Below are 26,516 nucleotides of genomic sequence, written 5' to 3' on the forward strand. Positions count from 1 at the left end.
CATAAAAATGGGCGGCTCTGATAAGCCGCCCATTTTTTTCGGGAAAGCTTGATTTTAAACAGGAGATATTTGAATCGAAATAGAAAGAAAGAGCGAAGCAAAGGGGTTATCTTGTTACGACGTTATAGTGATAGTTGGAAATTAAAATAGCGATAATTTGACGTTAAATCGCCTAAACGTGGATGTCTAGCAAGCTGCCAATGATTTCATTGTTTTTCTCTATGACAGACGCGCCAACTCGGTTATAACCAGCGGCTTGTGCTAGGTTGATGAGAGATTCAACTTTTTGAGAGGGAAGGCTAGGTGTTGAGGCTGTTATTGCGACATCCGCAACCGCAGCTAAATCGATGTTGTGATCAGAAAGCTCTTCTTTTACCTTACTTACATTATTGTAAATGCCATGTGCAGCTTTCTCGGCCATTTGTTGTGACATCTGAACGATGTGGTGTCCAGATTGAATTCCTGATACAGGCATATCACTACTCCCAACATTATGATAGTGAGAGCATAGGTGGAGTTTATAAAACGTTCAAGTGTTTTATATCAATGACTTGATTAGGCAAACAGTTTGGCAAGCATTTCTCTTTCTTCACCAGATAGAACCGGTTTTTGCGCTTTATTTAGTTTCACGCTGATCTCACCTTGTAATGACTTTAACTGACTTGCCGTTAAATCACTGAGCTTTTGTTTAAGTTCATTAAATTGTTGTGCGTTCATCTCAATACCTTCGTCGTGATTCGGTTTATCCGTCGTTGCCCGAAATTCTTCATCCTTTGGATACAACATATTTATTCAACCAAAATAGATTAGAATTTGATCGATTGCTTTTTGTCCGAATATTGTCAAAGTGTGTTAAGTGATACGTCAGATTTTTCCTAAGAAGGTACATAATTACCCACTTTGGGGTAGATGGAAGCGTAAAAAGAAAAAGGGAAGCGATATAGCGCTTCCCTCTTACATATGGTTTGAATGTTACTAACTTACCCTGACGGCAAACTTACTAGCAAGTGAATGAAGCTCTGGGAGCATGCGATAGATAAGATGAAGTTGCTGCAATACCATGCGGGCAGAGCTGTCGTCTTCATCGCGCCATTCGTTTAAGCGTTGCTCGAGTCCAGCATCATCAATATTAGATAGGTCACACTCCTCACAATGCTGGTGAAGCTGTTTATGAAGTACATCCAGATGCTGATGAATACAACGGTGAGCATCTAAAACGAGTTTATGAATTGACTCATCTTCGATGCGAGTTCTGTGCGCGCCTAATGCAGAAATATAGTTCAACATTGCGTGATTTAACGTTAGGAAGCGAAAACTTTCATCAACAGCTGCGCGATATTTGCCAGGCTCCGCCAGCATCGTACTAATCGCAGAAGAGAGTGAGGCATCATTATTGTGGGCTTGGCGGCGAGCGATACGGTAACTCAAATTGTCTTTCTTGCCGATTCTATACTGACCAATGATCTGATCGAGATACTGCTTGTTTGCCTCTATCGCATCCGACATAACTTTGTGAAGCCTTCTCGACTGCCAGTCGGGCAAAATAACTAATACAGCTCCTACTGCAAGTACACACCCGATGAGGGTATCTGCTAGTCGAGGAAGGACAACTGCGTAACCTTCACCTAGTTGATTAAATAAGAAGAGGACGAGCAGTGTAATAAAACCAGTCGCGTACCCATAGTTGTTCATCCGGAAGGCGAAAAACATCACACCAGAGATAACGATAAATACTAACTGGCTTTCTTGAGAAGGGAAAAAAGTCAGCAATGGTACACCAATCAACAAACCAGCTAATGTACCTATTACTCTTGCCGTCAATTTTTGGCGAGTGGCACTGTAGTTCGGTTGGCATACGAATAAAGTGGTTAAGAGTATCCAGTAACCTCGGTCGATGTTGAATATTTGAATGATTCCATAGCCAATCGTTAAGGCAATTGACATACGTAATGCATGCCGAAACAGCATCGAATCTTTGTGTAAATTTGCTGATATACGCTGCCACATCGCTTTTAGCGTGTGTGGGTTGGTATCGGCGAGGGTATCTTCTTCGAGGCCTTCAACATCTGGGTTGTTAATGTTATTAAGCTGTTTTTCTACCGTCGCTAAGTTATTGAATAAATATGTTAACTGCATCAGAAGACGTTTCCAGTGCCCTTGCTTTTGTTCTTCTAGATAAGCAAGAGAGTTTTGTACTTCAGCTAATGCCAGAATAGATTGATCGGTATGGGAGTATTCATTTCCTAGCTGAATGGCTAGTGCAATATCACGACACGCTTGGGCTTGAGACTCCAAAAGATATTTAAAACGAAACAGCACATCAGAACGTTCAAATTCGGTCGCTAAATCCTGATAGCGATAATGGCTAGAACTGACTCGTTCGTGAATGTCTTGAGCGATGAAATAAATATTTAAAAATCGGTCACTAGGCCCATCAATGTGACCCCGTTTCGATCGGTTAAGTAATGTGGTTTTACAAGCGTTTAGTGCCGTAACCGTGGCAGCATTGCATTTTGCAGCTTCAATCCGTAGCGGTTGTGGCGTCAAGTTGGTCACAGGGTGAAAAAGCTTGGCTTTCGCATCAAGATAATTCGCCATTTGGAAGAACACATTGGCTAAGCTTTGTTGCACCGGTTGAAGAGGCCAAAATATCTGCCAAATCATGGACATGAAGTAATACCAGGCGGCACCAGTCAAAAGCAGTAGTGGCTGAAACCAAATGTTGGTGCTTTCATGTGCGCCAAGCATAGTATAAATAGCGATCAGCAACGAACCAAAAGCAATACTCGCGTACTTAGGACCTATCGCCCCAAGAATGATAAAACCAAAGGTTGAGATAAATAACCCTAATGCAAATGCCCAAGGGGTGTCGAACAAGATTTCAATTGAGAAAGCGGCGAGCGCAAAACAGAGAAAGGTCAGAATCAGCGCCTTGATGCGCCCAGTGAAACTATCATCACTCTCTGCCAAAGCAGCAGCAATAACGCCCAGTATTAGCGGCGTGATCAGCGTGTTTTGCTCGAAGTACCAAGTCGGGATAACTACACCCAGTAAGGTGATTAGGATAAGAACGCTGTAATTTATGGTCTTGTTTGCCCAATAGAGCCGAAATTTAGAAGTTGCTTGCACAATGCGCCTTATGTTTCCGATGAAGAACGGGGGAATACTACCAAACCCACTATAGCGCGTTTATGATTTACTTTAAGAAAAATTCGTGGTTGCTGATAAAATCAACAGGGATGTCATTGACTTATACTAAAGCAGCCACGCAATGTGTCTATAATTGTAAAGTCAGCTTCAAATAGAATGAGCTTTAGGTTACTAAATCGACAGTAATGTGAATTTTATTAAAGAATAAAAGAAGATGCTTACTTAGGTGCTCGCCATTGCTACAATTTGGCGCCTTAAAATGATATAAATCGACAACTTCTAAATTAAAAGGCGCACGTTTCATGCAGCTCACTGCCACTAGCAAAGCACAGTTTTTTATTCAAAATGAGTACCATCACGTCGAAATAAAAGAGAACAGTGTTTTATTAAGCTCGATAGGCAGTGAAGAACATATTCCTTTTACGATCTGGAATGGCAAAGTTAGCGTAAAGCGTGGGTTATTATGGAGCTCTTTACAGTTTTTTGCTCATGAACACGAAGGCAAACAACAAAGCTGGCTAGTCCAAGGTTTACCGTGGCCACAATGCCGAAAGTTCGCGCTTGAGGCCGTTCGTCAATATCAAGAGTGGCACAACACTCAGTGCCGAAAACTGGCTGAGTATCTACCTAAGTGGGAAGAAGAGCTTTACAAACTAAAGCACTTGCCTGCTTACTTATCGCATTCTCAAGTGGTCTCCTGGGTTGAAAGCCTTAACCAAGAGTTAAGCGAGATGAAAACCACCCTAGAAGAAGCCAAAATGCGAATGCCGAATCGTATGTCGCAAATAGAGCCTTGGCTCATTGATACCTCTGAGGCGCTTGGTGAGCGTAATCGCGATTGGCTAGAAGCAGAACGTCCAAATTGGGAAGTGCTGTTTAATCAAATTGAATCCTCTCCTTTGAATTTATCCCAGCAATATGCGGTATTACTCAACGACGACCACAACTTAGTTCTTGCTGGTGCCGGCTCGGGCAAAACCAGCGTTTTAACCGCACGAGTTGCCTATTTGTTGCAAAGCCATCAGGCTCAAGCAGAAGAGCTTCTCATGTTAGCGTTCGGTCGTGATGCGGCGACTGAAATGAAAGAACGCTTAGTAGATAAAGTGGGCATGGCGGCAGACGGTGTGCGCGTCAACACATTCCATCAGTTGGGCTTGTATATTCTTAAACAAGTCGAACAGCAACCTGTCGAAATTAGCCCTTTAGCGTTGGACGAAAATCAACGAACGGCATGGTGTGTAGACTGGTTGAAAAAACATTGGATGACACCCACCAACTTTAAACGTTGGCAAAAACATTTAGACAAATGGCCGATTGCGTACCTAAAAGGGGATGATGAGTTAGGAAGCCATTCAGAAAATCCAAAACTGATCGCTTGGCTAGATTCGCAGCTGTCTCATTTAGCGGCGGTAGGGTTGACCAAAAAGCAAGTACAAGAAAAGCTCGTAAACCACCAAGACTATACGCGTTTAAATAGTGAACTCGCCTTATGCTGGCCATGTTTTACAGCGTGGCAGAAAATGCTTAAAGAAAGCAACCAAGTGGATTTCCCAACCATGATCAGTCGTGCGACAGATTATGTGAATAAAGGGAAGTTTGTCTCGCCATGGCGCTTTATTATGGTCGATGAGTATCAAGATATCTCTCCAGATCGTCTGGCATTGATTGAAGCACTGTGTGAATCCACTCAGAAACAAGCAGGTGCCACGTTATTTGCTGTTGGCGACGATTGGCAAGCGATCTATCAGTTTGCAGGAGCGGATGTCGATCTTATCACTGGCTTTAAAGAACGCTTTGCTCACTCTACCGTTCATCACTTAGATACAACTTATCGTTTCAACAATCAGATTGGTGATGTAGCGAATACATTCGTGCAGCAAAACCCATCGCAGTTGCCGAAAACACTAAACAGCCACAAACAACGCAAGCAGAAGAGCGTACATACCGCGCCGAGCAATCAAGTGGAAAAGATCTTGGATCACTTGAATCAACAAGCCAAGCAAACCAAGTCAGTTTTATTGCTAGGACGTAACCATTATCATAAGCCCGATTTGTTCGACGATTGGTTGCGACGTTTCCCTAATCTCGATATTCGCTTTATGACTTGCCATGCGAGTAAAGGACGCGAAGCTGACTTTGTGATTATTCTTTCTGTGGATGAGGGGCAATTCCCCGCTAAGAAGAAGCAAATTCACATTGATGGTGCGTTGACGGAGTCCAAAGACAAATTCCCTTACGCAGAAGAGCGCAGGCTATTTTACGTGGCGATTACACGTGCGAAAGAGAAGGTTTGGATCACGCATACTGGCGCGGGATCTGCATTCGTTCAAGAGCTCGTTAATGGTGACTATCCCATCGTGACTTCCCGTTAAATGCAACGTTTAGAATGTTAAAAACAGCAAGGGCGATACTTGGTATCGCCCTTGCTTTATTCGGTTGGCATCAAAGCTTACATGCGCTCAGCAAGATAGGCTTCGTAATCCGGTACTTCGATGTCTACTTCTTGCTCAAGAAGAGGGGAGTTAAACAGGAACTTAGCGGTGGCTCGGTTCGTTGCTACAGGAATATTCCAAACACTAGCAATACGAAGAAGCGCTTTAACATCTGGGTCGTGAGGTACGGCATTCAGTGGATCCCAAAAGAAAACGAGAACGTCGATTTTGCCTTCTGAAATGAGAGCGCCTAGTTGTTGATCACCGCCCATCGGACCACTGATCATGCTCTTGATCGCAAGTCCAGTTTCTTTACTCAGCATGTGTCCTGTCGTGCCAGTTGCGTAAAGGAAGTGACTCTGTAGCTTTTCTTTGTTTTCTTTTACCCAGCGAAGTAGCTCAGGTTTGCAGTTGTCGTGAGCGACCAAAGCCACATGTTTATGGGTTGGCATGGTACGAATGGTTTTTTGCATCAAGATGTTTCCGTTTGTATGATTTTAAAATTGTTGTGACTCAATAGAACACGTTTTTGGTCTTTCAATCAACAGCCTTAACACGGAATGTCGGCCTATATTCTGACGGAGATAACGATTCTTCGATCGTGTCGTCATGAAGCGTCTTCGGAGTCAGTGGTTTGATGGTTGGTGAGGCATGTTTGTCATACGTTTTACCTCTTAAGTAATGCGTTGCTTGCATCACGGAAAGCCGACCTTGCTGCACCATTTTATCTGTTGGTGCGAAGAGCACTTTGTTACGTAACAGGCCTCGATATACACCATGACTTAAGTACACAGAAACTAAACCGATCTCCTCAGCTTTGCCGGCACTGCGCAGCTCACTGATGGCCGCTTCAATCGCCACTGCACTGCCAACAATGTAATCTATATTTCCCATATCGATCACACGTTGAACTAGGTTACGTTGTAACTCCTTGTCGTTGTCTGCCCAAAATGAGTCAACAATGTTGATATCACTTCCTTGTATCGCTTCATAAAATCCGGCAGTAACGGGTTTCGTACCACCACGAGTTCGCGGCCCCAAAAGTAAGGCAATGTTGGTTTTTCCTGACCCCTTTGGATGGCGAGCTGCCAAATATTGACCCGCTTCGTATCCCATCCAATGCCAGTCAACACCGACAGTCCCTTTTAGCAACTCACTTTGTTCTTCATCCAAGTCGAGTTGGTTCACAGTAGCAAAAACGGGAGTATTCCCCACCCAATTTTTAAGTGAATGCTCGTAAGCCTGTGGGTCCACGGTCCCAAGGATAACCGCATCTGCTCCCCATTGGTTACACAGTGCGAGTTGTTGTTCTTGACGGGTTTTGTTTGGGTAGCCGCCCGCTTCAAGGACTCGTAGCTCGACACCTTCTCTTTTCGCTTCGGACACCATTCCATAGTTTACTGACAACCAGTATGAATCCTTTAGGTGAGGGTATATTGCACATATTTTCTCTGCGGCAACCGCTGGCAAAGAAGCAACGAGGGTTAAAGTGGCTGCAGAATGTTTGAAAAATGTGCGAAATGCGTGTTGATTTTTAACCATGAAATGAAGTTCGTTGGCATAGATTAAGTAAACACTGCAAAATATAACGTAATATGTCGCTGAACACGAACATTAAGGTCATGAAAATATGCTGCTAGCAACTGCAAGCATCGGTCGTAAACTTTTGTTGTCTTTCATTGCGATGGCAATACTGGTCATGTTATCGGCACTTATTGGTGTGTCTGGATTTTCTTTGGTTGCCAAAACCGAAAGAAATGTCGTGGATTCTGCGATTCCCGCCATGATTGAGGCGAGGCAAGTCTCTGAGTTGAGTACTCGTATTATTTCGTCTGTACAAATGTTGTCGAACGCAAGAAACGAGCAGGAAAGAAAGGAGTCAGGGCGAGTGCTGTTCGAACAGCTCGAGTCTTTACTCACTCACATCAAGGAGCTCGGGAGTGAGTCGTTCGATTCTCAATTGTTAGAAGCTTTAGAGAATAACGTCCAGAACGTTATCGACAATTTGGCAGAACTCGGTGTTTCGGTTGAAAAAAAGCTGTGGCTTGCAAAAGAGATAGATACTCGTGTTGAAGAAATGCGTCTGCTCAGTGAAGAGCTAGAACAACTAACTCGTACGCAAGTTCAGAATACAAGCACCATTGCTGTTGCTAACGTCACGCATATTTATGACTTATTAGAATCGAATAAAAAATCGCAAGTTTATCAGGCGCTAGATGCACTGGTGGAGGTCGATCTTGATCTGACTGAGCGATTGCATGAACTGCACTTGTTGGCCTTTAAAATGTTGAATCAGATTGAAGAGGCTCGGACATTAACGAATATTGAGCGAATTCAACAGGTTCAAAGTGATTTCGATAGCAACCTCAAAATCATGCAACGCCGTGTACTCGCTGTGGAAGATCCTACGCGCTCTAAGCAAATGAGCCAACTGCTCATAGAGCTTGGTAAGCGTCAGGTCGTATTTTCTATACTGATGCAGCAATACGAGAATAACGAACAGTCACAACAACTGATGCAAAAGACATTAGAGTTGTTCTCAGAGCTTAATGGCACGGTCAACAAATTGGTTGATGATTCAAACAAAACCACTACCGTCGCTGTAGACCAATTGACCAGCACACTGAAATTCGCTCAGTGGTCTTTAACCGTTATTTCAATTGTTGGTTTGATTGTATTGGTGCTGATTTTATGGCGTGTGGTGTACCTTTCTGTTGTGAAGCGGTTAGCTGAATATTCCGCTGCGTTGCTGTCTGTGGCGCAGGGTAACTTAGCGGTTGAGTTGGAAGTGAAAGGCAAAGATGAGTTGGCGCATATGGGGCAGGCCATCATCACGGCTCGTAATACCGCGCAAGCACTAAAAGTGGTAGCAGAGGGTGAAGCTCAAGCCAAGCGAGAGCTTGAGGAGCATAAAGAGCATTTAGAAGAGCTCGTTGAGCAGCGCACTTCGCAGTTAAAACAAGCAAACCGCCGTTTGAATGAAGAGGTTTTGAATCACGCTAAAGCTCGCAAGCAAGCAGAGCAAGCGAGCCGAGCAAAATCGGCATTCTTGGCGACGATGAGCCATGAGATAAGAACGCCAATGAACGGAGTGTTGGGGACAGCACGCTTGTTGATTGACTCAGGCCTCAACCCAATTCAAAAGCGTTATGCGGAAATCATTAATCGTAGTGGTAAAACGTTGCTCGCGATCCTTAATGATGTACTGGATTACTCCAAGATTGAAGCGGGGCATTTAGAAATTCGTCACATGGGCTTTGATTTACACCAAATGGTGGAGGACACTTTCCAGTTAATGAACAGTCGAGCACAAGAGAAGAAGCTGCTGTTCTCCTACCATATTGAAAGTGATGTTAGTCGCTACTGGAAAGGGGATGTCACCAGAATCAGTCAGGTGCTGAACAATCTTGTTGGTAACGCGATTAAGTTCACTGACGAAGGAGAAATTGATATCTACGTTAGCCTGAACCCTGAGGACGAGTCGCAAGTCCTGTTTGAAGTATCAGACACTGGAATAGGAATTGCCAAAAAATACCAGAGAACGTTGTTTGATGCCTTCACGCAAGCTGAAGGTGGGATGAGCCAAACTGGAGGTACGGGGCTTGGACTTGCCATCAGTAAGCGAATCATTGAAGCGATGGGCGGTGTTTTAGAAGTCGATTCCGAAGAGGGAAATGGTAGCCGATTCTGGTTCTCTATTCCGTTAGAGGAAAGCGAACCTGTTGAAACAGGAACCGTGGCAACCGCACGTTGCAAAGTGAAAGCAAAGGTCTTGCTGGTAGAAGATAATGAAGTCAACCGAGTGGTCGCGGAAGGTTTTCTAGAAAGCATGGGGCATCAAGTCGTGATGGCGGAAAACGGCTCACAAGCAGAGCAACTGATCAGCACACAGGATTTTGATATCGCTTTAGTCGACATCAACCTCCCTGATTGTGATGGAACTGAGTTGATCCAACGCTTAAAGCGGATTGAGTGTGATAAGCCGGCCAATAAAGCGCTTGCCGTCACGCCAATGATTGCAGTGTCTGCGCACGTTTTTGCGGAAGAAGTTGAGCGCTATCTAGCCGCTGGTTTTGACGGGTACTTGCCTAAGCCATTGGCAAAAGAGGCACTCGCGGCATTGATTCAGGATGCGCTAGACGGAAAGCCGTTGTTGTTGCCACAAAATGCCGACTGTACCCCGTTTGATCAAATTTCGCCTCAAGAACAAGAGCTACAATCAAAGGTCGTTCAAGCGCCCCAAAAAAAGGAACCCGATGTGGTTATCATTAATCCGAGCGTGATTGAGTCCGATATGAAAATCTTGGGCAGAGATAAGATGTTGCACATTATTAATCTGTTTAGATCCACCAGCACTGATGTATTAAGCAAACTGCAAGCGTCTGCTGAGGACAATGATAGTAAAGAAGTAAAGAACCTTGCCCATAAATTAAAGGGCAGCGCGGGAAGTTTAGGACTAACTGCATTAATGAACGCTTGCCAAGCAATTGAAGCCGCGGCTCAACCTTTAGATACCTATAATGCGACTAAAGATGATTTAGTTTCTCAAGTGTCTGCATCAATTCAAGCTCTGGATGAGTTAATGGCGAAGTAATCCATCGAGCATTGAAAATAAAAAAACCTCCGGCTTTCCGGAGGTTTTTTCTATTCGGTCATGTCATCTTCCCACTCGAATCGAGTGTCTAGGGCATAAGGGTCATCATCAAAAGGATGTTCCACTTTGCCACGCAAGTATTCGAGTTGATGCTCAAGCATATTGACCGTTTCGTAGTCTCCCTCAGAACAAGCAACGTAAATCTGTTGTTCAAGAGCGGCAATGTTATCTCGGATACCCATGAGAACCCCCTTAAATCATCATCGATTCTCAAAACGATTATAGTCAAGTAATCCAAATTCGATCGGTTGTTTTGTACGGTACCAATTGTGTAAACGATCGCTAAATGACCAGAATTTTTCTGAGCTTCTACGAATCGCAAAATTATCCAATAACTTAACGTAATCGGACTCGTTTTGGATGGCACTAAATTGATCGACAAAATCTTTTACTTGGTTTTCGTTGATCGAGAAAAATGCCGCAGGGTAGCTTCCCACAACGCCGCGTACAATGGTCATATCATCGTTAGCAAAGTCACGGTTACTTTCTTCATCAAACAAGCTAGAGATGTTTGTGTGTGCATTGTTGTGAAGTAAGGTGAACAGTTCATCTTCCCCTGATTGACTTCTCACCATAAGCATAGTGATTTGCGGAACGGTTTTTAGGCCTTCACCACGAACGTGGTCAATACGTTTTAGTTGCTTTTCACTACTCGCAGAAAGAGCCGTGTCTTGAATTTCGTAGCGAGGCAGAAGCACATCTGAAACATGTTCGCTCAACAACTCCACCAACTCCGTTTTTGGATCGTCACTCTTATACTGAACGCTGGTTGGTTGGTTAAACGGCTTCACATTTCGTTGTAAAAAGTCACTCAACTGCGGGCTTTGATCTTTATACCAGCTAGATTGAAGTTCATGGCGCATATCGGCGGGTAACAACGAGATAAAGTTACTTTCGCCTTCTAGACGCAAGAAGTCCATAAACATTCGTGTCATGAGCTGATGGCCGAAGTTACCGTAAACGTCAAACCCAGCAACAAGCAAATAGTGGATACGCTCTAGTAGCGCGTAGTCAAGAATCCACACTGTTTTAGGCTGCTCACCAACTAACCCTTGAACAACAGAAGCACTATCAAAATGGCGGAATATCGTTAATGCCGCATTATGGTTGGTGCCATTACCATCCCAAATTACATCGGTGGATAGGTTTTCACCTTCTTTAAACCAGTTATTAGTGAACTCAGATTTAGCCTCTAGGTAGCGAGCTTGTTGACGCGCGTACTTGACCCAGTTGGTAACAGGTAGCGTGTTACTTTCTTGCTCTGCCGGTAGTTTTAGATTATCAGCCTGAGATCGGTAAAACTCATTTACTTCTGGGATGTCTGCTTTATCTGGATCAAGGAAAAACACCCAAAAGCGATCATTGATAACATTCAATGCCAGTTGGCCACGACAAACTGGGCCTTTGATGTATGCCATTATTGTATTTTGTGCATTATCTAGCATGAACTTAAAGCGCGACTTCACTGGAAGGTCGATGAATGATGTCATCGGGTTTGCAGCAACTTCTGGTTCATAACTCGGTAGCTGACTAACCATGTAATCAGCATCAATAAACCAAGTTTTCCAGTTCTCTATGCGTTGCTTGTTTAACGCGAATGGCATGTGAGTTTTATCTACGATGGTCCCTTGCTCTGGAATAATTCGATAAAACACACGTTCAACCCCTGGATCATCGTACGGGCGACGCGTTGAAATACGTTTGACGGGCTGTCCTGGTGGTGTAGCAGAGCGGACGAGCGTGAAGAATCGGGGATCTTCATCGAGTTCCGAAAAGTAGAGATGAGATAAAAACAAATGCTCATATATATACCTAGCCATCAGCTGATTTTTCAAATCAGAGTGGTTAAGTAATGCTTCGTACTTATCTATTTGCGCTTGCTCTTTCTCACTAACAGGTCGGTGAACGTTCATTATTGCGCCGTTTTCCAACCAAGTCATGAGTGTGTGGTATTCACTGTTTGATAGGTTTGGCATACCAAAAGGCATTCCCCAGGTCGGGTTATCCTTTTCGTATTGCTCGTATTCTTCAATCGTTGGACAGGTTTGCTCTCGGTCTATCGAAAAGTCAAAGCCTTCTAACTGGACTTGGTCAGGCAATGGGTGGCGCTCTTTTTGTTGTAGCAAACGTGCGATAAGGCCTGCATCAATGTTGGCTGCCATGCTTTGATCACGTTCGTTGAGAACCGGATGAAAACCCGCATCGCGCCACTCTTGGGTTGTTTCTGCATCTTCGAATAAGCGTGTTGGTGCTGCGGCTGTGAGTCTTGTTCCTTCATATACCAGTGCTTTACTCGCACCACGGTCAATGCCCTCAACAGAAGAGAGCTTAAGTTGACATGGTGCATCGTAGCACGCGTGGCAGACGACACAGCGGTTATCCATAATGGGTTTAACTTCGCTTTGGAAGAAGTTTGCTTGAGGGGTTTCCACGTCAACTGTGCGTTCACGCACGAGCTGTGGACCAAACAGTTGGTCATAGTTAAGACCAGCATAGGTTGCACAGCCGGCAAACAAAGTAGCAATGCAAAGTGTAAAAATTAAGCGCAAATTCATTGAGTTATTTTACGTGATTCGAATTTGCATTAATTAAAGCAAAATAAGCGGTCAATTACCAAAAGTTGGGCCAATTAGCGTTAATTTTTCTGTTGATTGTCTGAGCGCTTGAAAATGTAACCCTGGCGGTGGACTGTCTGAATTCTGTCTGTTGGAACGCCTTCGTGAACTAGACGCTTTCTCATTCTGCTCATGTGCATATCGAGTGCTCGATCATGTTCAGTAAATTCACGTTTTAGTACTGTTTCGTAAAGAAAATGCTTACTAAGTACTTGATCTTGATGGTGAGTGAGAGTTTGCAGCAGCTTAAATTGAATGCTTGTTAACTGAACAGATTTCTTGTTTGGCAAGTAATTGAGTACCACAGAGTGAGTGCGCTTATCTAGTAATAGCTCCTCATCATTATGGTGAACGCCGTTGTGTTGGCATTGGTAAGTTTTTCCATTTGAAACCTTGGAGTCAAGCACGCGGGCACCTTAATTATTAATGGTAGTAAAACGTATTATCATTAATATTTATATAAAAGCAATCAGGTACTTTATGGGCACTGTGATATGCGTAGACAATCTTAATATTTGAGATTAACAGTAGTGATGAATGGTGCGATGGCGCTCTGAACTAAAGTGCTATTGGAGTGCGTATTAGCTACAAATAACGGTGTAATGTTAGGCGAAGATAGAAAGAATTCTCATTTAGTAAATTCGCTTATCCGCTATTTGTGAACTATACATTCTGTTGCAGGAAGCACTTTTCTAATACACACAGAGGTTTATATGACAGCGAAATATGGCGTTAAACGCCGATTAGCGATTCTTGCCGCCGCTTTAATCGGTGCGACAAGTAGCAGTATCGCAGCAGAGAAACCAAATATTCTCGTCATTTGGGGTGATGATATTGGCCAGTCCAATCTCAGTGCTTACACGTTTGGCTTGATGGGGTACAAAACACCAAATATAGACAGTATCGCCAAAGAAGGCATGATGTTCACTGACTATTACGGTGAGCAATCTTGTACAGCGGGCCGTTCTACTTTCATTACGGGCCAAACCGTTCTTAGAACAGGTTTGAGTAAAGTGGGGCTTCCAGGTGCTGATCTTGGCTTGAAGGAAGAGGACGCAACCATTGCCGAAATGCTGAAGCCGATGGGCTATATGACAGGGCAATTTGGTAAAAACCACTTAGGTGATAAAGATGAGCACCTTCCTACTAATCACGGCTTCGATGAATTTTTTGGCAACCTTTATCACTTGAACGCCGAGGAGGAGCCAGAAAACGTCGATTATCCTAAAGATCCTGAGTTTCGTAAAAAGTTCGGTCCGCGCGGTGTTATCCGTTCGTACGCTGATGGCAAAATTGAAGATACAGGACCTCTAACTCGCAAGCGCATGGAAACCGTGGATGAAGAGACGTTAGATGCGGCACTCGACTTTATGGATCGTGCAGTCAAGGCTGAAAAACCTTTCTTTGTCTGGTGGAACGCAACTCGTATGCACTTCCGTACTCATGTGAAAGAAGAGAACTCTGGAAAAACAGGCATCAGCGAGTATGCAGATGGTATGGTCGAGCATGATAATCATGTAGGTCAGCTGCTGAAAAAAGTGGATGATTTGGGTATTAAAGACAACACAATCGTCTTTTACTCCACCGATAATGGCCCACACATGAACTCGTGGCCAGATGCAGGCACAACGCCATTCCGTGGAGAGAAAAATACCAACTGGGAAGGTGCGTACCGGGTTCCTGCGATGGTACGTTGGCCGGGTAAAATTAAAGCTGGCTCTGTTTCGAATGATATCATGCATCACATGGACTGGATGCCAACGTTCGTTGCTGCCGCGGGTGATGACAATATCAAAGAGAAATTGCTCAAAGGTTATAGTGCGAATGGTAAGAAATTCAAAGTTCACCTAGACGGCTATAACTTCCTACCATATTTGACTGGTAAAGAGGATAAGGCCCCACGTGAAGAAATTTTTTACTTCTCAGATGATGGAGACTTAACTGCACTTCGTTATAACAAATGGAAGCTGGTCTTTATGGAGCAACGAGCAAAAGGCACGTTGCGTATTTGGGCTGAACCATTCACCACACTTCGTGTTCCTAAGATCTTCAACTTGCGTATGGATCCTTACGAAGTGGCTGATATCACTTCTAACACTTACTATGATTGGATGCTAGACCGTGCTTACATGCTTGTTCCTGCGCAAGCTTACGTTGGCAGATTCCTTGAAACGTTTAAAGAGTTCCCACCAAGGCAAAAAGCAGCAAGCTTCTCGCTCGATCAAGTGATGGAGAAACTAAAAGAGAACCCAAATAAGTAAGAAAAGCTAAGTGAAGTTCCACATCTAGAAAGAGGCTCATTAACGTGAGCCTCTTTTTTTATCTGTAAAATTCTATCTATTCAGGTTTGTAGAAAGCTTGATGACGAAAACGCCTAACGCTTCAATTGACAAGATTTATAAACAAATTGGTTCGTAGTGGGCTGCCGTTAAGTTGGCTTTGATTTTTTCACGTAGAGCGATGTGGGCTGGGTTGTTTACCTCTCGCTTATGGTAAACGAACTTGTAAGGGATAGAGCGTATCGAAATGGAGCAGGGCAAAATTTGAAGTTTGAGCGCTTTGCTCCACTTGTTTGCAAAAGATTGAGACACGATCCCTAAACTGTCTCTTTGGGCGACATACAGCGCCATGCCCGCTAGCGAAGAGGTGATCAAGTCGACTTTTCTTTCTTGAATTGTTTCCTTTGCTAGTTGCTCGAACCCCGACATGTTGTTCCATTTTCCTGAAAATAAACAGTGAGTTTCCTCATAAAATTGCTCTTTTGTGAGCGTGCCGTGTACACGGGGATGGTTCTCACTACAGATAACCACGGCTTCTTCCTCATAGGCATCTTCAATAATAAACGCTGCATCTTTCGTGATCACCGTATCGATTACTAGATCGACTTTTTGTTGTCTTAACAGCTCAAATAATAGGAATTTTTCGGGTGGTGATTCATAAAAAATAGTGTTCTTTATCGGGTCCATAATGTGCAACAAAATTTCCGAACAACACACTTCAAAATGATTTTTATCAGATATCGCATTGTCAATAATATTAACCGCTTGCTGGAATTGCGGCAGTAATTGATAAGCGGTGGAGGTTAGTGCGATACCTCGCCCTTTTTTAACGAATAATTGCTTATCGACGACTTGCTCTAAACGCTTTATTGCAGCGCTCACAGCAGGTTGTGTAAGCCCTAATTGTTCCGCGGCTTTTGTATAAGATTGAAACTCCGCAACAACAAGAAAAGTTTGGATCAAATTCAAGTCCATAACGTCACTCATAAATTTAATTTATAGGTTAACTAATTTTGACTGCATTTATCGCCTGAAATTAGTGCTTTATCTTATATCAACAATGGTATTGAAAAGCGAATACCATTTTTACGCACTAGCGAACTCTTGGAGATAATATGAAAAATGCGACCAAAACGAGCAGTAAAAAACTCGTACTTAACGCATGTACGTTAGCTTTGGGCGCTGCATCTGCAGTTGCACATGCAGCGGACAAACCCAACATTCTTGTCATCTTTGGTGATGATGTTGGTTACTGGAACCTTAGTACCTACAACCAAGGCATGATGGCGTACAACACGCCAAACATCGATAGCATTGCTAAAGAAGGTGCGAAGTTCACTAACTTCTACGCGCAGCAAAGCTCGACAGCAGGCCGTTCTGCATTCATCACTGGTCAAATGCCAAAACGTACAGGTCTATCAAAAGTGGGCTTACCAGGCGCTCCGGAAGGTATCTCGGAAAAAGATCCGACGATTGCAACCGTGCTTAAACAAATGGGTTACGCAACCGGACAATTTGGTAAGAACCATTTAGGTGACCGAGACGAGCATCTTCCTACCAACCACGGTTTTGATGAATTCTTCGGCAACCTATACCACTTGAACGCAGAAGAAGAGCCAGAGAACGTGGATTACCCTAAAGATCCGGAGTTCAAGAAGAAATTTGGCCCTCGTGGCGTTATCCATTCTTACGCTGATGGCAAAATCGAAGATACCGGTCCACTAACGCGTAAGCGTATGGAAAATGTTGATGGTGAGTTTCTTGATGCCGCTGAGAGCTTCATAGAAAAACAAGTAAAAGCGGACAAGCCGTTCTTTACTTGGTTTAACACCACTCGCATGCACAACTTCACACATGTTCCTGAAGAATACCAAGGTAAAACAGGTGCCGGTTTCTACGCGGATGGTGTTAAGCAGCACGATGACCAAATCGGTCAGCTACTTAACAAGATCAAAGAGTTAGGTGTGGATGACAATACAATCATTGTTTACACCACTGACAACGGCCCTATGGTGGATTTGTGGCCGGATGCAGGGATGACACCGTTCCGCTCAGAGAAAAACACTGGCTGGGAAGGGAGTTTCCGTGTGCCAATGTTGATTAAATGGCCTGGAAAAATTGAGGCAGGTAAAACATTCAACGGCATGATGTCATTAGAGGACTTTTTCCCGACACTAGTTGCTGCGGCAGGTGATACCAAAGTTAAAGACGAACTGCTAAAAGGCAAAAAAGTTGGCGATATGGACTACAAAGTTCACCTAGACGGTTACAACCAACTGCCATATTTAACGGGTAAGTCAGACAAATCCGCACGAAATGAGTTCGTTTACTGGAGCGACGACGGCGATCTTGTGGCATTGCGCCAAGGAAAGTACAAGTTCCACTTTATGATTCAAGAGAATGAAACGGGTATGGATGTATGGCGTAAGCCGTTCACTAAACTTCGTGTGCCACTGATCTTTGACTTGAGCATTGATCCATTTGAACGAGGCGATCAAGGCATGGGTTATTCTCGTTGGATGTACGAGCGTTCATTCTTAATGATGCCAGCAATGGATACAGTGAAAGAGGTGATGGGTACATTCAAAGAATTCCCGCCTCGTATGGAAGCAGGTTCGTTCGTACCTAAGTCTTCTAAGTAAATTAAGATTATATAGCGCTTTTTGGAGCGCTATATACCCAAATAGCTTCACTTTTGCTGTACAGCGCTCAGGAGGTTATTTGGGTATATGTAATAGTGAGAAACGTATGAGTAAGATTTCCCCTCGCCATTCTACTACTATGCCTATTGTTCCTCTTAAAACGGCGTCTAAAGCGCCGGTTCTGGGCGCGTATGACCGTCGATTCCATGTGATGGCAAAGCCAGGCGGAGCAAAGTGCAACATCGATTGTCAGTACTGCTTTTATCTGCATAAAGAAAATCTACTGCACCAAGAAAAGCAGCCAAAAATGGACGACGCAACACTGGAAGCGTTCGTGAAAAGCTATATCGAAAGTCAGGATGGCGAAGAAATTGTATTCTCATGGCAGGGCGGGGAGCCGACGCTGCTTGGGTTGGACTATTTCCGCAATGTCGTAGCTTTGCAAAAGAAACATCAGCCGAAAGGCGTTCGCATTGAAAACGATCTTCAGACCAACGGCATTTTGCTAAACGATGAGTGGTGTGCGTTTTTAAAAGAGCACAACTTCCTAGTTGGCTTGTCGATTGATGGACCACGAGAGCTGCACGACAAATATCGCAAAACCCGCAGCGGTAAGCCAACGTTTGATCTCGTGATGAAAGCGGTAGATAAGCTCAAAGCGCATGGCGTGAAATTCAACGCGTTGGTCACGGTGAATCGTCACAATGCGAAATACCCGCTCGAAGTATATCGATTTTTAACCCAAGAATTGGGTGTGACTTATATTCAGTTTGCGCCGGTGGTAGAAGCCAACAACTTCCAAACAACCGCGCCGCAGTTTTGGAACGAACAGATGATCCCAACCAAAGGCAGTGATCTGGCTAAACCGGGGCATCCAATGTCGATTGTAACGGATTGGTCAGTCGATCCTGAAGACTGGGGACGCTTTTTAATGGCGACCTTTGAAGAGTGGGTGAATAACGATCTTGGCCGTGTGCTGGTTAATCTGTTTGAAACCGCGGTGGCGCAAGTAATGGGGAAACCGTCTCAGCTTTGCGTGACGGCGGAGTTTTGTGGCAAAGGGTTGGCGATTGAGCACAATGGCGACGTGTTCAGTTGCGACCACTATGTGTATCCAGAATACAAACTCGCCAACATTCATGAACACTCACTGAATGAAATGGCCTTCTCTACAAGACAATATACTTTTGGCATGGCAAAACGCGATTCATTGCCGACGTATTGTAAGCAATGCCCTTACTTGCCTTATTGTTGGGGTGAGTGCCCAAAAAACCGTTTGATCAAAACGCCGAATGGTGAGAGTGGTCTAAACTATTTGTGTTCGGGAATCAAAATGTTCTTTGATTATGCGTTACCGATGTTGGTTGGTCTTGCACAACTTCTCCAATCTCAAGAACCGCAAAGATAACATAGTGAATATAACCTTAAGTTATTTCATTTGTTCTTATACTTAACTATCGAAAAGACGGCTTAAACCATTGAAAAGGTATCCTATGAACCACGCACAACAAGCGATAAAAGAACTCATCGAACAAACAGAAAAAAGCGTCATTGGACAAAGCCATGTGGTTCGAGCTTTAGTCATCGGGTTATTAACAAATGGGCATATTCTGCTAGAAGGTTTACCGGGAACGGCAAAAACACGTTCCGTAAAATCGTTGGCGAACTTGTTAAACACCAGTTTTGGTCGAATCCAGTTTACGCCGGATCTTTTACCATCTGACGTGACGGGTACTGAGGTTTATCAAGAGCTGGATGGTAAGCCGCAACTCCACTTTCAACCTGGGCCCATTTTTAACAGCATTGTACTTGCTGATGAGGTCAACCGTGCACCTGCCAAAGTACAAGCGGCACTGCTTGAAGCCATGGCCGAAGGCACAATCACAGTAGGCGATAAAACTCACGTATTGCCAGACTTATTTATGGTGCTTGCAACGCAAAACCCAGTAGAGCAAGAGGGCACGTACCCACTGCCAGAAGCGCAAATGGACCGCTTTATCATGAAGGTTACCGTCGATTATCCAGAAGATGACGCAGAACGTGACATCATTCGTTTGGTGCGCAGTGAAGAATTGGGTGCGGAAACCAGCAGCGAAATTATTACGCCAAAACACATCGAGCCAGACGTGGTGCTAGAAGCGCGTCGTCAGTTACCAAACATCGTGGTATCAGACCTAGTGGAAAACTACATCGTTGCGTTAGTGATGGCGACTCGTAAGCCAGAGCGTTATGCCGATTCAAACTTAGCAAAATGGATTGAGATTGGCTCTAGTCCTCGTGCTTCTATCGCACTCGACAAATGCGCTCGTGCGTATGCGTGGATGCAAGGACGTGACCACGTTACTCCTGACGATGTGCGTGCCATGGTTCCGTCTGTATTGGGCCACCGTTTTTCTTTGACCTACGATGCACTGGCAGATGGGGTCGATCATCAACGAGTCGTACAAGAGCTGCTAGACTGTGTAGAAATTGGGTAAGTGGGAGGCATTATGGCTAAGCCAACTCTTGCGCCAAAATCACAGGGGATGGATCCCCGTTTGTACTGCGATTATGCTCGTTTAGTACGTCTGCAAGCACAAGCAGAATCATTCAGTTTACTTCCTCATCTAAAAGCGGGTAGCGTACTCTCTGGCCGACACAATTCGTTGTTTCGCGGTCGTGGATTGAACTTCGAAGAGCTGCGCCATTACCAATTGGGTGACGATATTCGTAACCTTGATTGGAAAGTTACGATGCGTACAGGTAAGCCGCACGTGCGCAGCTATACAGAAGAAAAAGATCGCAACGTAATCGTGTGTGTCGACCAGAGAAGCACAATGTTTTTTGCTTCGACGCAAGTAATGAAATCAGTTGTCGCGGCAGAGATCGCAGCGATGTGTGGGTGGCGAGTATTAAAAGATGGCGACCGAGTCGGTTTTGTCATCGCATCCCCGCAGGCGTTGTTTCACAGCAAGGCACAGCGTTCGCAAAACGATCTTCTGGCGCAACTTAAACGTCTCGCTAAAGCCAATCAATCGCTCAATGTGGACTCCTGCAATTCCGAAAAAGTAACGTTCAGTAAATGGATTGAGCTTATTAAACGCATGAAGCTCAAGCAATCCACTTTGATTTTTATCAGCGACTGGAGCGACTGCGAGGAGCACCACCTTGATCACCTTAAACAGCTACAACAGCACAACGATGTTCTTGCAGTGATGGTCAGTGACCCATTAGAACAAGCGCTACCAGACGATTTGGCAAAATCGAAATGGGTGGTTGGTGACGGGCAGTATCAACTCAATTTAGACAGCAAAGCAAAGGTAGAAGCTGCGAGCGCAAAGCTTGAGGCTCGAACTAGCTTACAGCGTCAATCACTCTCTCAACTTATGGCGATGAAACACCTTCCGCACATCGAACTCGATACGACAGGTGAGCACATTAAACAATTCCAAAAACTGGTAGGAGGGCGTTAAATGAGTGATCTTCCTACACCTCCAAGTACCTACATACTCAGAGAGCTGCATGATGTGGCCGTACCATCTAGCGTGAGTTGGTACCCGCAAACTATTGGCTGGAAAATTTTAGCGGCGGTTGCGTTCATTGCATTGGTATATTTCGCATATCGCTTGGCTCGGCAATGGTGGCATAATCGTTACCGAAAAGAAGCTCTACTGGCGATTTCGCAAATCAACCCGAGCGACAAAGACATGCCAAAAGTATTGTTCTCTGTGCTTAAAATAGTGCTGATTCATATTGATAGTCGCAACGCGAAATTGTTTGATACCGCCTTTCTGCGCAAGCTCGATGCGCTGTATCCGCAAACCAGAGACTCTCAAGCAAACTCGCAAATGGTTTTTAACGATGAGCTTTCAAAGTGCTGGCTACAAAGTATTGTTGACCCAAGCGTTACGCTAACCAACGAAGAGCGAGTAACGCTTATTGCTCGTGCGAAAAACTGGGTGAGTGAGCACCGTTGTGATGCTCAAAAAAGCGCGGCAAATAAATCACCACGATTGAAACGCAAAGCACATCAGGGAGGTCAACATGAATGATCTTCTTGCATCGATAACTGGTTTGTCTGGTTTTGAATTTGCTCACCCAATGTGGTTTCTGGTTTTGCCCTTGCCGTTGGTGGTGTACTACTTGGTGCCTGCATATCGCACTAAGCAAATGGCGATCAAAGTGCCGTTTTTTAGTCAGCTGGTGGAAGCGATTGGCGAGACGCCATCAGAAGGTGCAAGCCAGTTGATCCCGAGTTGGTGGCAACGAGCAACGTTAATTCTCTCATGGCTTTTGGTGGTGTGTGCGATGGCAAAACCCACCGTATTAGGCGAGCCTCAAGTTCGCGAGAGTTTAGGGCGCGATGTGATGGTGGTGGTGGATCTTTCGGGCTCCATGGCCGAGCCAGATTTCACCTCACGTACAGGCGAAAAAATTTCTCGTCTTGATGCGGCAAAAGAAGTGCTGTCGGAGTTTGTTCAGTCTCGTAAAGGTGACCGATTAGGCTTGGTGCTTTTTGGTGATGCTGCTTTCGTGCAAACGCCATTTACCGCAGACCAAAAAGTGTGGCTCGAACTGCTTAACCAAACCGATGTGGCAATGGCAGGGCAGAGTACCCATCTTGGTGATGCGATTGGCTTAGCGATTAAAGTTTTTGAGCAAAGCGATAAGTCGCGTGGTGCTTTAGAACAAGATCAAAACCGTGAAAAAGTCGCGATTGTATTAACCGATGGTAACGACACGGGCAGTTTTGTTGAACCGATTGATGCGGCGAAAGTTGCGAAAGCCAAAGGCGTGAGAGTGCACGTGATTGCGATGGGTGATCCGGAAACGATAGGTGAAACCGCGTTGGATATGGACACAATTCATCGCATTGCGAAAGAATCCGGCGGTGAAGCGTTTGAAGCACTCAACCGTGATGAACTATCGGCTGCCTACGACGAAATTGGCAAACTGGAACCTCAACTTTACGAAAGCACTACATACCGCCCAAAACAAAGCCTTCATCATTATTTGATGGCGTTAGTGGTCATCATGCATTTGCTCGCGTTCAGCGTCGCAACACTCAAAAGAAGGGCTGTTACACGATCATCATTAGGAGAGAGCGATGTTTGATTCTCTTAGTTGGACGCAATTCTTTACGCAGTTTCATTTTATTCGACCACTGTGGTTACTGGCTTTGGTCCCCATGTTTTTCTTGGTGTGGTTACGCTGGCGAGAAGAAAGCAAGCCAAGCTGGAAGGATATTCTGCCCGAACATTTACGCAATGCTTTGACGATAGGTGAGCGAGGCTGGCGTAAGCAACTGCCGCTTAAGCTCTTGATGCTGATTGTGTTCATCGCCATTGTGATTTGTGCAGGCCCAACGTGGCAACGTGAATCTTCCCCCTTTGGCGAAGATAAAGCCTCTATGCTTGTGGTGCTTGATAACAGCGACTCGATGCTGCAAAAAGATCTCCCACCAAGCCGCCTTGAGCGTTCCAAACAGAAAATACGCGATTTGCTAGCCGCGCGAAAAGGCGGAAAAACGGGTTTAGTCGTGTTCGCGGGCAGTGCTCATGTCGCGATGCCTATAACTCAAGACAGCAAAGTATTTGACCCGTTTTTGGCGGCCATTACGCCAGAAATTATGCCCGTGCAAGGTAAGCTTGCCGAAAAAGCATTGCCGTTAATTGACCAACAATTGCAAGGTCAACCAGGCTCCACTGTTCTGTTGGTGAGTGACGGCGTGAACCCGGCCACGATTGAGCAATACCAAGCGTATTTCTCGGGCAAACCTTATCAACTGTTAATTCTTGCGGCAGGGAATGCTGACATTGTGAGTAACAACCCAATGGATTTGGATTCTCTACAAAAACTGGCTAGTCAGACTAACGGTCGATTGGTGGAAGTGACCGTCGATAATAGTGATATCGAGCAACTGAATCGATACGTTGAGCGCAATATGCAGCTTAATGGCGAATCTTCAATGCCTTGGAAAGACATGGGATATCAGCTTCTGTTCCCAATCGCGCTGATCATGATGCTGTGGTTTAGAAAAGGGTGGTTAGTGCAGTGGTGCGTGATTGTAATGGTGAGCGGCACGTTATTGATGCCAACCAGTGCGTTGGCGGAGAACATTTCTGTTAAAGCCGAGCAGCCACAAGTTGTGCAAAAAGTGACGGCTTTCGACAAGGTAGCGCAATGGTGGTGGGATTTGTGGCTAACGCCAGACCAACAAGGACAGCGTTTGTTTAACAAACAAGCGTATTTAGAAGCCGCGAAACACTTTGTCAATCCATTACGCAAAGGCACGGCGTACTACTACGCTAGCGAGTTTGAACTCGCCCACAGTGCGTTTTTGGAAATGCAAAACGACCCGTCCGAAGAGGTTCGAGATTACGGTCTTTATAATGCGGCGAGTGCATTGGCGCGTCAGCGTGAATATTTGGCTGCACGTGACTTGTTAAAATCCCTAGCCAACAAGCCAACGTTGAGCGAGAGGCTAAGACCGGATGTTGAGCATAACTTGAAAGTGATTGGTGGTATTGTAGAGGACATCAACCGGATGAGTGAGAGTCAGGCAGGAACAGAGCAAGAAGCATCAACCGAGCTAGGCGATAACCCTCAAACCGCAGAAGGGGCGGATGAAAAAACGTCAGCGGAGTTGATGATTAAAGAGACGTTAAATGCAGACGACATCATAGGTAGCCAAGAATTAGCCGACAAATGGTTAAAGCGAGTCGAAGCGGATCCTAAATACTTCTTAAATGCGAAGTTTCAGATTCAATTGCGTTCAATAGAAACCGGAGAATCAACCTCTACTGCGAGCGAAAATACAGAGGAGGCGGTGCAATGATGAAAAGCCACCGTTTTACGCCCTTTGCTTTACCCTTGTGGGTAGTTATCTGTTTCGGTTTCCTCCTGAGCAGTAGTGTGTTAGCTCAAGATATTCGTGACGTTCAACGAGAGCATGGTGTAGAGTTACAAGCGTGGGTTGGTCAACAACCAACGGCTGGAGAGAAGCGTAAAACACCAAGCTTTAGCGTCAATGAGCAAGTTATTTTAACCATCGAAGTGGCAACGCCGCGTTGGTTTACGGGGGGTACGAGAATTGGCAATATTGAAATGCCCAATGTTATCGCCAAACAGCGTAATCAACTAGCAACCAACTTTACTGAGCAAAAAGAGGGGCAAACTTGGTCGCGTCAACGCTGGGAAGTGACTTTGTATCCTCAAGCTTCTGGTGATTTTGTGATTCCACCTGTCGCAGTGGGCGTTCAGGTGTCTGCGCCGGACGGCGAGAAGGTGTCAGGCACACTTTACACGCAGCCGATTAAGTTCAAAACCGCCTTGCCATCGGGCCTGCTGAGTGGTGAGACACCTTGGTTTTCTGCAACAGATGTAGAGGTAAAGCAAGAGTGGGATACCTCCACTGAGTCACTCAAAGTTGGGGATGCAATCACGCGTAAAATCACCATTTCGGCTCAAGATTCACTATCTGTATTGCTACCAGACTTGTTGAAAGGAGAATCAACAACCCGTTATCAAGCGTATCCTCAACCCCACCGTTTGACAGATACGCAAACACGTGGTGATTACCAGTCAACACGCACAGAAGAGAGCGTGTACGTGATTCAACAAGGTGGTGAATTAACCCTGCCTGATTATGAGTTTCGTTGGTGGAACAGTAAGACTCAGCAAGTGGAAACGGTGATGTTAGAGGGCAAAACATTTGCTGCGAAGCACACGTTGAAATCCTTCATCAAAACGTACTTTGCATGGATTGTATCCACGCTTGTATTTCTGGGTTTTGTGATTATTTCATTGGTAGCCATTAAACGTTACTACCGCAACAGACCGACACCAGCATGGCTGACGTTCCACCGTTTGTTAAAGGCTAAACGTTGGTCTGAAGCAAGGACCATATTGTACAAACAATTGCGTTTAAATACGGCCGAGCTAGAAATGACCAAAGCCGATACGAGTGAATCGTGGCAAAAAAGTGCGTCGCGAATGCAAAATGGTGAAAATAGCGCTCATTTACTGAAGTCGATGTGGCGCAAAGTCCAGACCAAACAAAAACGCTTTAAATTCCGTATTCCGCGAGCGTTACCAGAACTGGACAAAGTCATTGGAAGAGATGGCAATGAATAAAACGGGGCGCTAATATAGCGCCTCGTTTTTATTAGAGAATAGAGTTCAAATGAGCCAAGAGTTTATGCGCCGCGCATTGGAAGTGTCCAAAAATGCGCTTCCTGAATGTCAACCCAACCCGCCGGTTGGCTGTGTGTTAGTGAAAGACAATCAAATCGTTTCTGAAGGTCATACTCAAGCGATTGGTGGCAATCACGCGGAAGTGGAAGCGCTGAATGCGTATCAAGGCTCGTTAGAATCGGTGACGGCATACGTTACGCTGGAACCGTGTTCGTTTGTTGGTCGCACGCCAGCTTGCGCGGTGACATTAGTCAAATCCGGCATAAGCAAAGTCGTCGTAGCCATATTGGACCCCGACCCACGCAACAGTGGTCGAGGTATCGAGATTCTAAAACAAGCAGGTATAGAGGTAGAAACTGGTTTATGCGGCGAGGAAGTCAGCGAGTTTCTTACCCCTTACCTAGGCAAAGCCTAAGTCAAGCTTTACGTTGCACTATGGTGCCAGTTTATGTGGTGAATGAAGTGCGTCAAAATTGAGTTAAAACTCATTAAAACAAGCGATACCGCCCATTTATTGCACTTGGCTACGTGAAGGATCATGCTGTTAGATTAAAATAGAGAAAGTGACT

At 44.9% G+C, this 26,516-nt stretch carries 21 protein-coding genes; 12 read left to right on the plus strand and 9 right to left on the minus strand.

The genetic code is table 11. From position 1 onward, the window contains the following. Window positions 1-172 precede the first annotated feature (172 nt). The 3 genes from R7Z50_RS02515 to yccS form a co-directional block, all read right to left on the minus strand. A complete protein-coding gene (locus R7Z50_RS02515; RefSeq protein WP_017635368.1) occupies window positions 173-475 on the minus strand; it encodes a hypothetical protein in 303 nt (100 codons plus the stop codon). An 80-nt stretch (window positions 476-555) separates the two neighbouring features. Next, on the minus strand, window positions 556-786 hold the full coding sequence (locus R7Z50_RS02520; RefSeq protein ID WP_005376575.1) for a hypothetical protein: 231 nt from the start codon (window positions 784-786) through the stop codon (window positions 556-558). Window positions 787-975: 189 nt separating this feature from the next. Then, the gene (gene yccS / locus R7Z50_RS02525) at window positions 976-3,129 is read right to left on the minus strand and encodes a YccS family putative transporter (RefSeq protein ID WP_005376573.1); all 2,154 of its coding nucleotides are present in this window, start codon (window positions 3,127-3,129) and stop codon (window positions 976-978) included. Between the two features lie 323 nt (window positions 3,130-3,452). Here yccS and helD point away from each other — a divergent pair, with 323 nt between their 5' ends. Beyond that, window positions 3,453-5,522 carry a DNA helicase IV gene (helD, locus tag R7Z50_RS02530; protein ID WP_005376572.1) on the plus strand — a complete coding sequence of 690 codons (2,070 nt, stop codon included), beginning with the start codon at window positions 3,453-3,455 and terminating at the stop codon, window positions 5,520-5,522. 77 nt (window positions 5,523-5,599) lie between these two features. Here helD and R7Z50_RS02535 read toward each other — a convergent pair whose 3' ends face one another. Then, window positions 5,600-6,055 (minus strand): methylglyoxal synthase, encoded by a 456-nt coding sequence (locus R7Z50_RS02535; RefSeq protein WP_005376571.1) that lies wholly within the window; start codon window positions 6,053-6,055, stop codon window positions 5,600-5,602. A gap of 64 nt (window positions 6,056-6,119) precedes the next feature. Further along, complete coding sequence (gene torT / locus R7Z50_RS02540; protein ID WP_262591580.1) at window positions 6,120-7,169, minus strand: TMAO reductase system periplasmic protein TorT; 1,050 nt, start codon at window positions 7,167-7,169, stop codon at window positions 6,120-6,122. Between the two features lie 43 nt (window positions 7,170-7,212). On the opposite strand from torT, the gene torS reads away from it, so the two are divergent. Continuing rightward, window positions 7,213-10,176 carry a TMAO reductase system sensor histidine kinase/response regulator TorS gene (gene torS / locus R7Z50_RS02545; protein ID WP_053307617.1) on the plus strand — a complete coding sequence of 988 codons (2,964 nt, stop codon included), beginning with the start codon at window positions 7,213-7,215 and terminating at the stop codon, window positions 10,174-10,176. 50 nt (window positions 10,177-10,226) lie between these two features. Here torS and R7Z50_RS02550 read toward each other — a convergent pair whose 3' ends face one another. From R7Z50_RS02550 to R7Z50_RS02560, 3 genes are all read right to left on the minus strand, one after another. Next, window positions 10,227-10,418 (minus strand): hypothetical protein, encoded by a 192-nt coding sequence (locus R7Z50_RS02550; protein WP_005376565.1) that lies wholly within the window; start codon window positions 10,416-10,418, stop codon window positions 10,227-10,229. Window positions 10,419-10,436: 18 nt separating this feature from the next. Beyond that, window positions 10,437-12,791: a fatty acid cis/trans isomerase gene (locus R7Z50_RS02555; RefSeq protein ID WP_017635366.1), complete on the minus strand. Its 2,355-nt coding sequence runs from the start codon at window positions 12,789-12,791 to the stop codon at window positions 10,437-10,439. 80 nt (window positions 12,792-12,871) lie between these two features. After that, complete coding sequence (locus R7Z50_RS02560; RefSeq protein WP_017635365.1) at window positions 12,872-13,258, minus strand: winged helix-turn-helix domain-containing protein; 387 nt, start codon at window positions 13,256-13,258, stop codon at window positions 12,872-12,874. Window positions 13,259-13,564: 306 nt separating this feature from the next. On the opposite strand from R7Z50_RS02560, the gene R7Z50_RS02565 reads away from it, so the two are divergent. After that, on the plus strand, window positions 13,565-15,112 hold the full coding sequence (locus tag R7Z50_RS02565) for an arylsulfatase (RefSeq protein WP_005376560.1): 1,548 nt from the start codon (window positions 13,565-13,567) through the stop codon (window positions 15,110-15,112). 135 nt (window positions 15,113-15,247) lie between these two features. Here the strand turns inward: R7Z50_RS02565 and R7Z50_RS02570 are convergent, their stop codons facing one another. Beyond that, the gene (locus R7Z50_RS02570; RefSeq protein WP_318148847.1) at window positions 15,248-16,105 is read right to left on the minus strand and encodes a LysR family transcriptional regulator; all 858 of its coding nucleotides are present in this window, start codon (window positions 16,103-16,105) and stop codon (window positions 15,248-15,250) included. A gap of 140 nt (window positions 16,106-16,245) precedes the next feature. Between R7Z50_RS02570 and R7Z50_RS02575 the strand changes: the two genes are divergently transcribed. The 9 genes from R7Z50_RS02575 to R7Z50_RS02615 all read left to right on the plus strand — a co-directional run bounded on the left by R7Z50_RS02575 (window position 16,246) and on the right by R7Z50_RS02615 (window position 26,362). Beyond that, a complete protein-coding gene (locus R7Z50_RS02575) occupies window positions 16,246-17,772 on the plus strand; it encodes an arylsulfatase (RefSeq protein WP_017635363.1) in 1,527 nt (508 codons plus the stop codon). Window positions 17,773-17,878: 106 nt separating this feature from the next. Beyond that, window positions 17,879-19,180 carry an anaerobic sulfatase maturase gene (locus R7Z50_RS02580; protein WP_053303500.1) on the plus strand — a complete coding sequence of 434 codons (1,302 nt, stop codon included), beginning with the start codon at window positions 17,879-17,881 and terminating at the stop codon, window positions 19,178-19,180. An 85-nt stretch (window positions 19,181-19,265) separates the two neighbouring features. Further along, window positions 19,266-20,249 carry an AAA family ATPase gene (locus R7Z50_RS02585; protein ID WP_005376549.1) on the plus strand — a complete coding sequence of 328 codons (984 nt, stop codon included), beginning with the start codon at window positions 19,266-19,268 and terminating at the stop codon, window positions 20,247-20,249. A 12-nt stretch (window positions 20,250-20,261) separates the two neighbouring features. Then, a complete protein-coding gene (locus R7Z50_RS02590) occupies window positions 20,262-21,224 on the plus strand; it encodes a DUF58 domain-containing protein (protein ID WP_053349173.1) in 963 nt (320 codons plus the stop codon). Further along, a complete protein-coding gene (locus tag R7Z50_RS02595; RefSeq protein ID WP_017635361.1) occupies window positions 21,225-21,803 on the plus strand; it encodes a DUF4381 domain-containing protein in 579 nt (192 codons plus the stop codon). Continuing rightward, entirely contained in the window at window positions 21,796-22,866 is a 1,071-nt protein-coding gene (locus R7Z50_RS02600; RefSeq protein WP_065275241.1) for a vWA domain-containing protein, read from the plus strand. The genes R7Z50_RS02595 and R7Z50_RS02600 overlap by 8 nt, the downstream gene beginning before the upstream one ends. Continuing rightward, the gene (locus R7Z50_RS02605; protein ID WP_065275242.1) at window positions 22,859-24,589 is read left to right on the plus strand and encodes a VWA domain-containing protein; all 1,731 of its coding nucleotides are present in this window, start codon (window positions 22,859-22,861) and stop codon (window positions 24,587-24,589) included. Before R7Z50_RS02600 ends, R7Z50_RS02605 begins: the two co-directional genes overlap by 8 nt. Beyond that, entirely contained in the window at window positions 24,586-25,887 is a 1,302-nt protein-coding gene (locus tag R7Z50_RS02610; RefSeq protein ID WP_065275243.1) for a BatD family protein, read from the plus strand. The genes R7Z50_RS02605 and R7Z50_RS02610 overlap by 4 nt, the downstream gene beginning before the upstream one ends. A gap of 49 nt (window positions 25,888-25,936) precedes the next feature. Beyond that, the gene (locus R7Z50_RS02615; RefSeq protein WP_005376542.1) at window positions 25,937-26,362 is read left to right on the plus strand and encodes a bifunctional diaminohydroxyphosphoribosylaminopyrimidine deaminase/5-amino-6-(5-phosphoribosylamino)uracil reductase RibD; all 426 of its coding nucleotides are present in this window, start codon (window positions 25,937-25,939) and stop codon (window positions 26,360-26,362) included. The last annotated feature ends 154 nt before the right edge of the window (window positions 26,363-26,516 follow it).

The organism is Vibrio sp. 1249-1 (genome assembly GCF_033340495.1).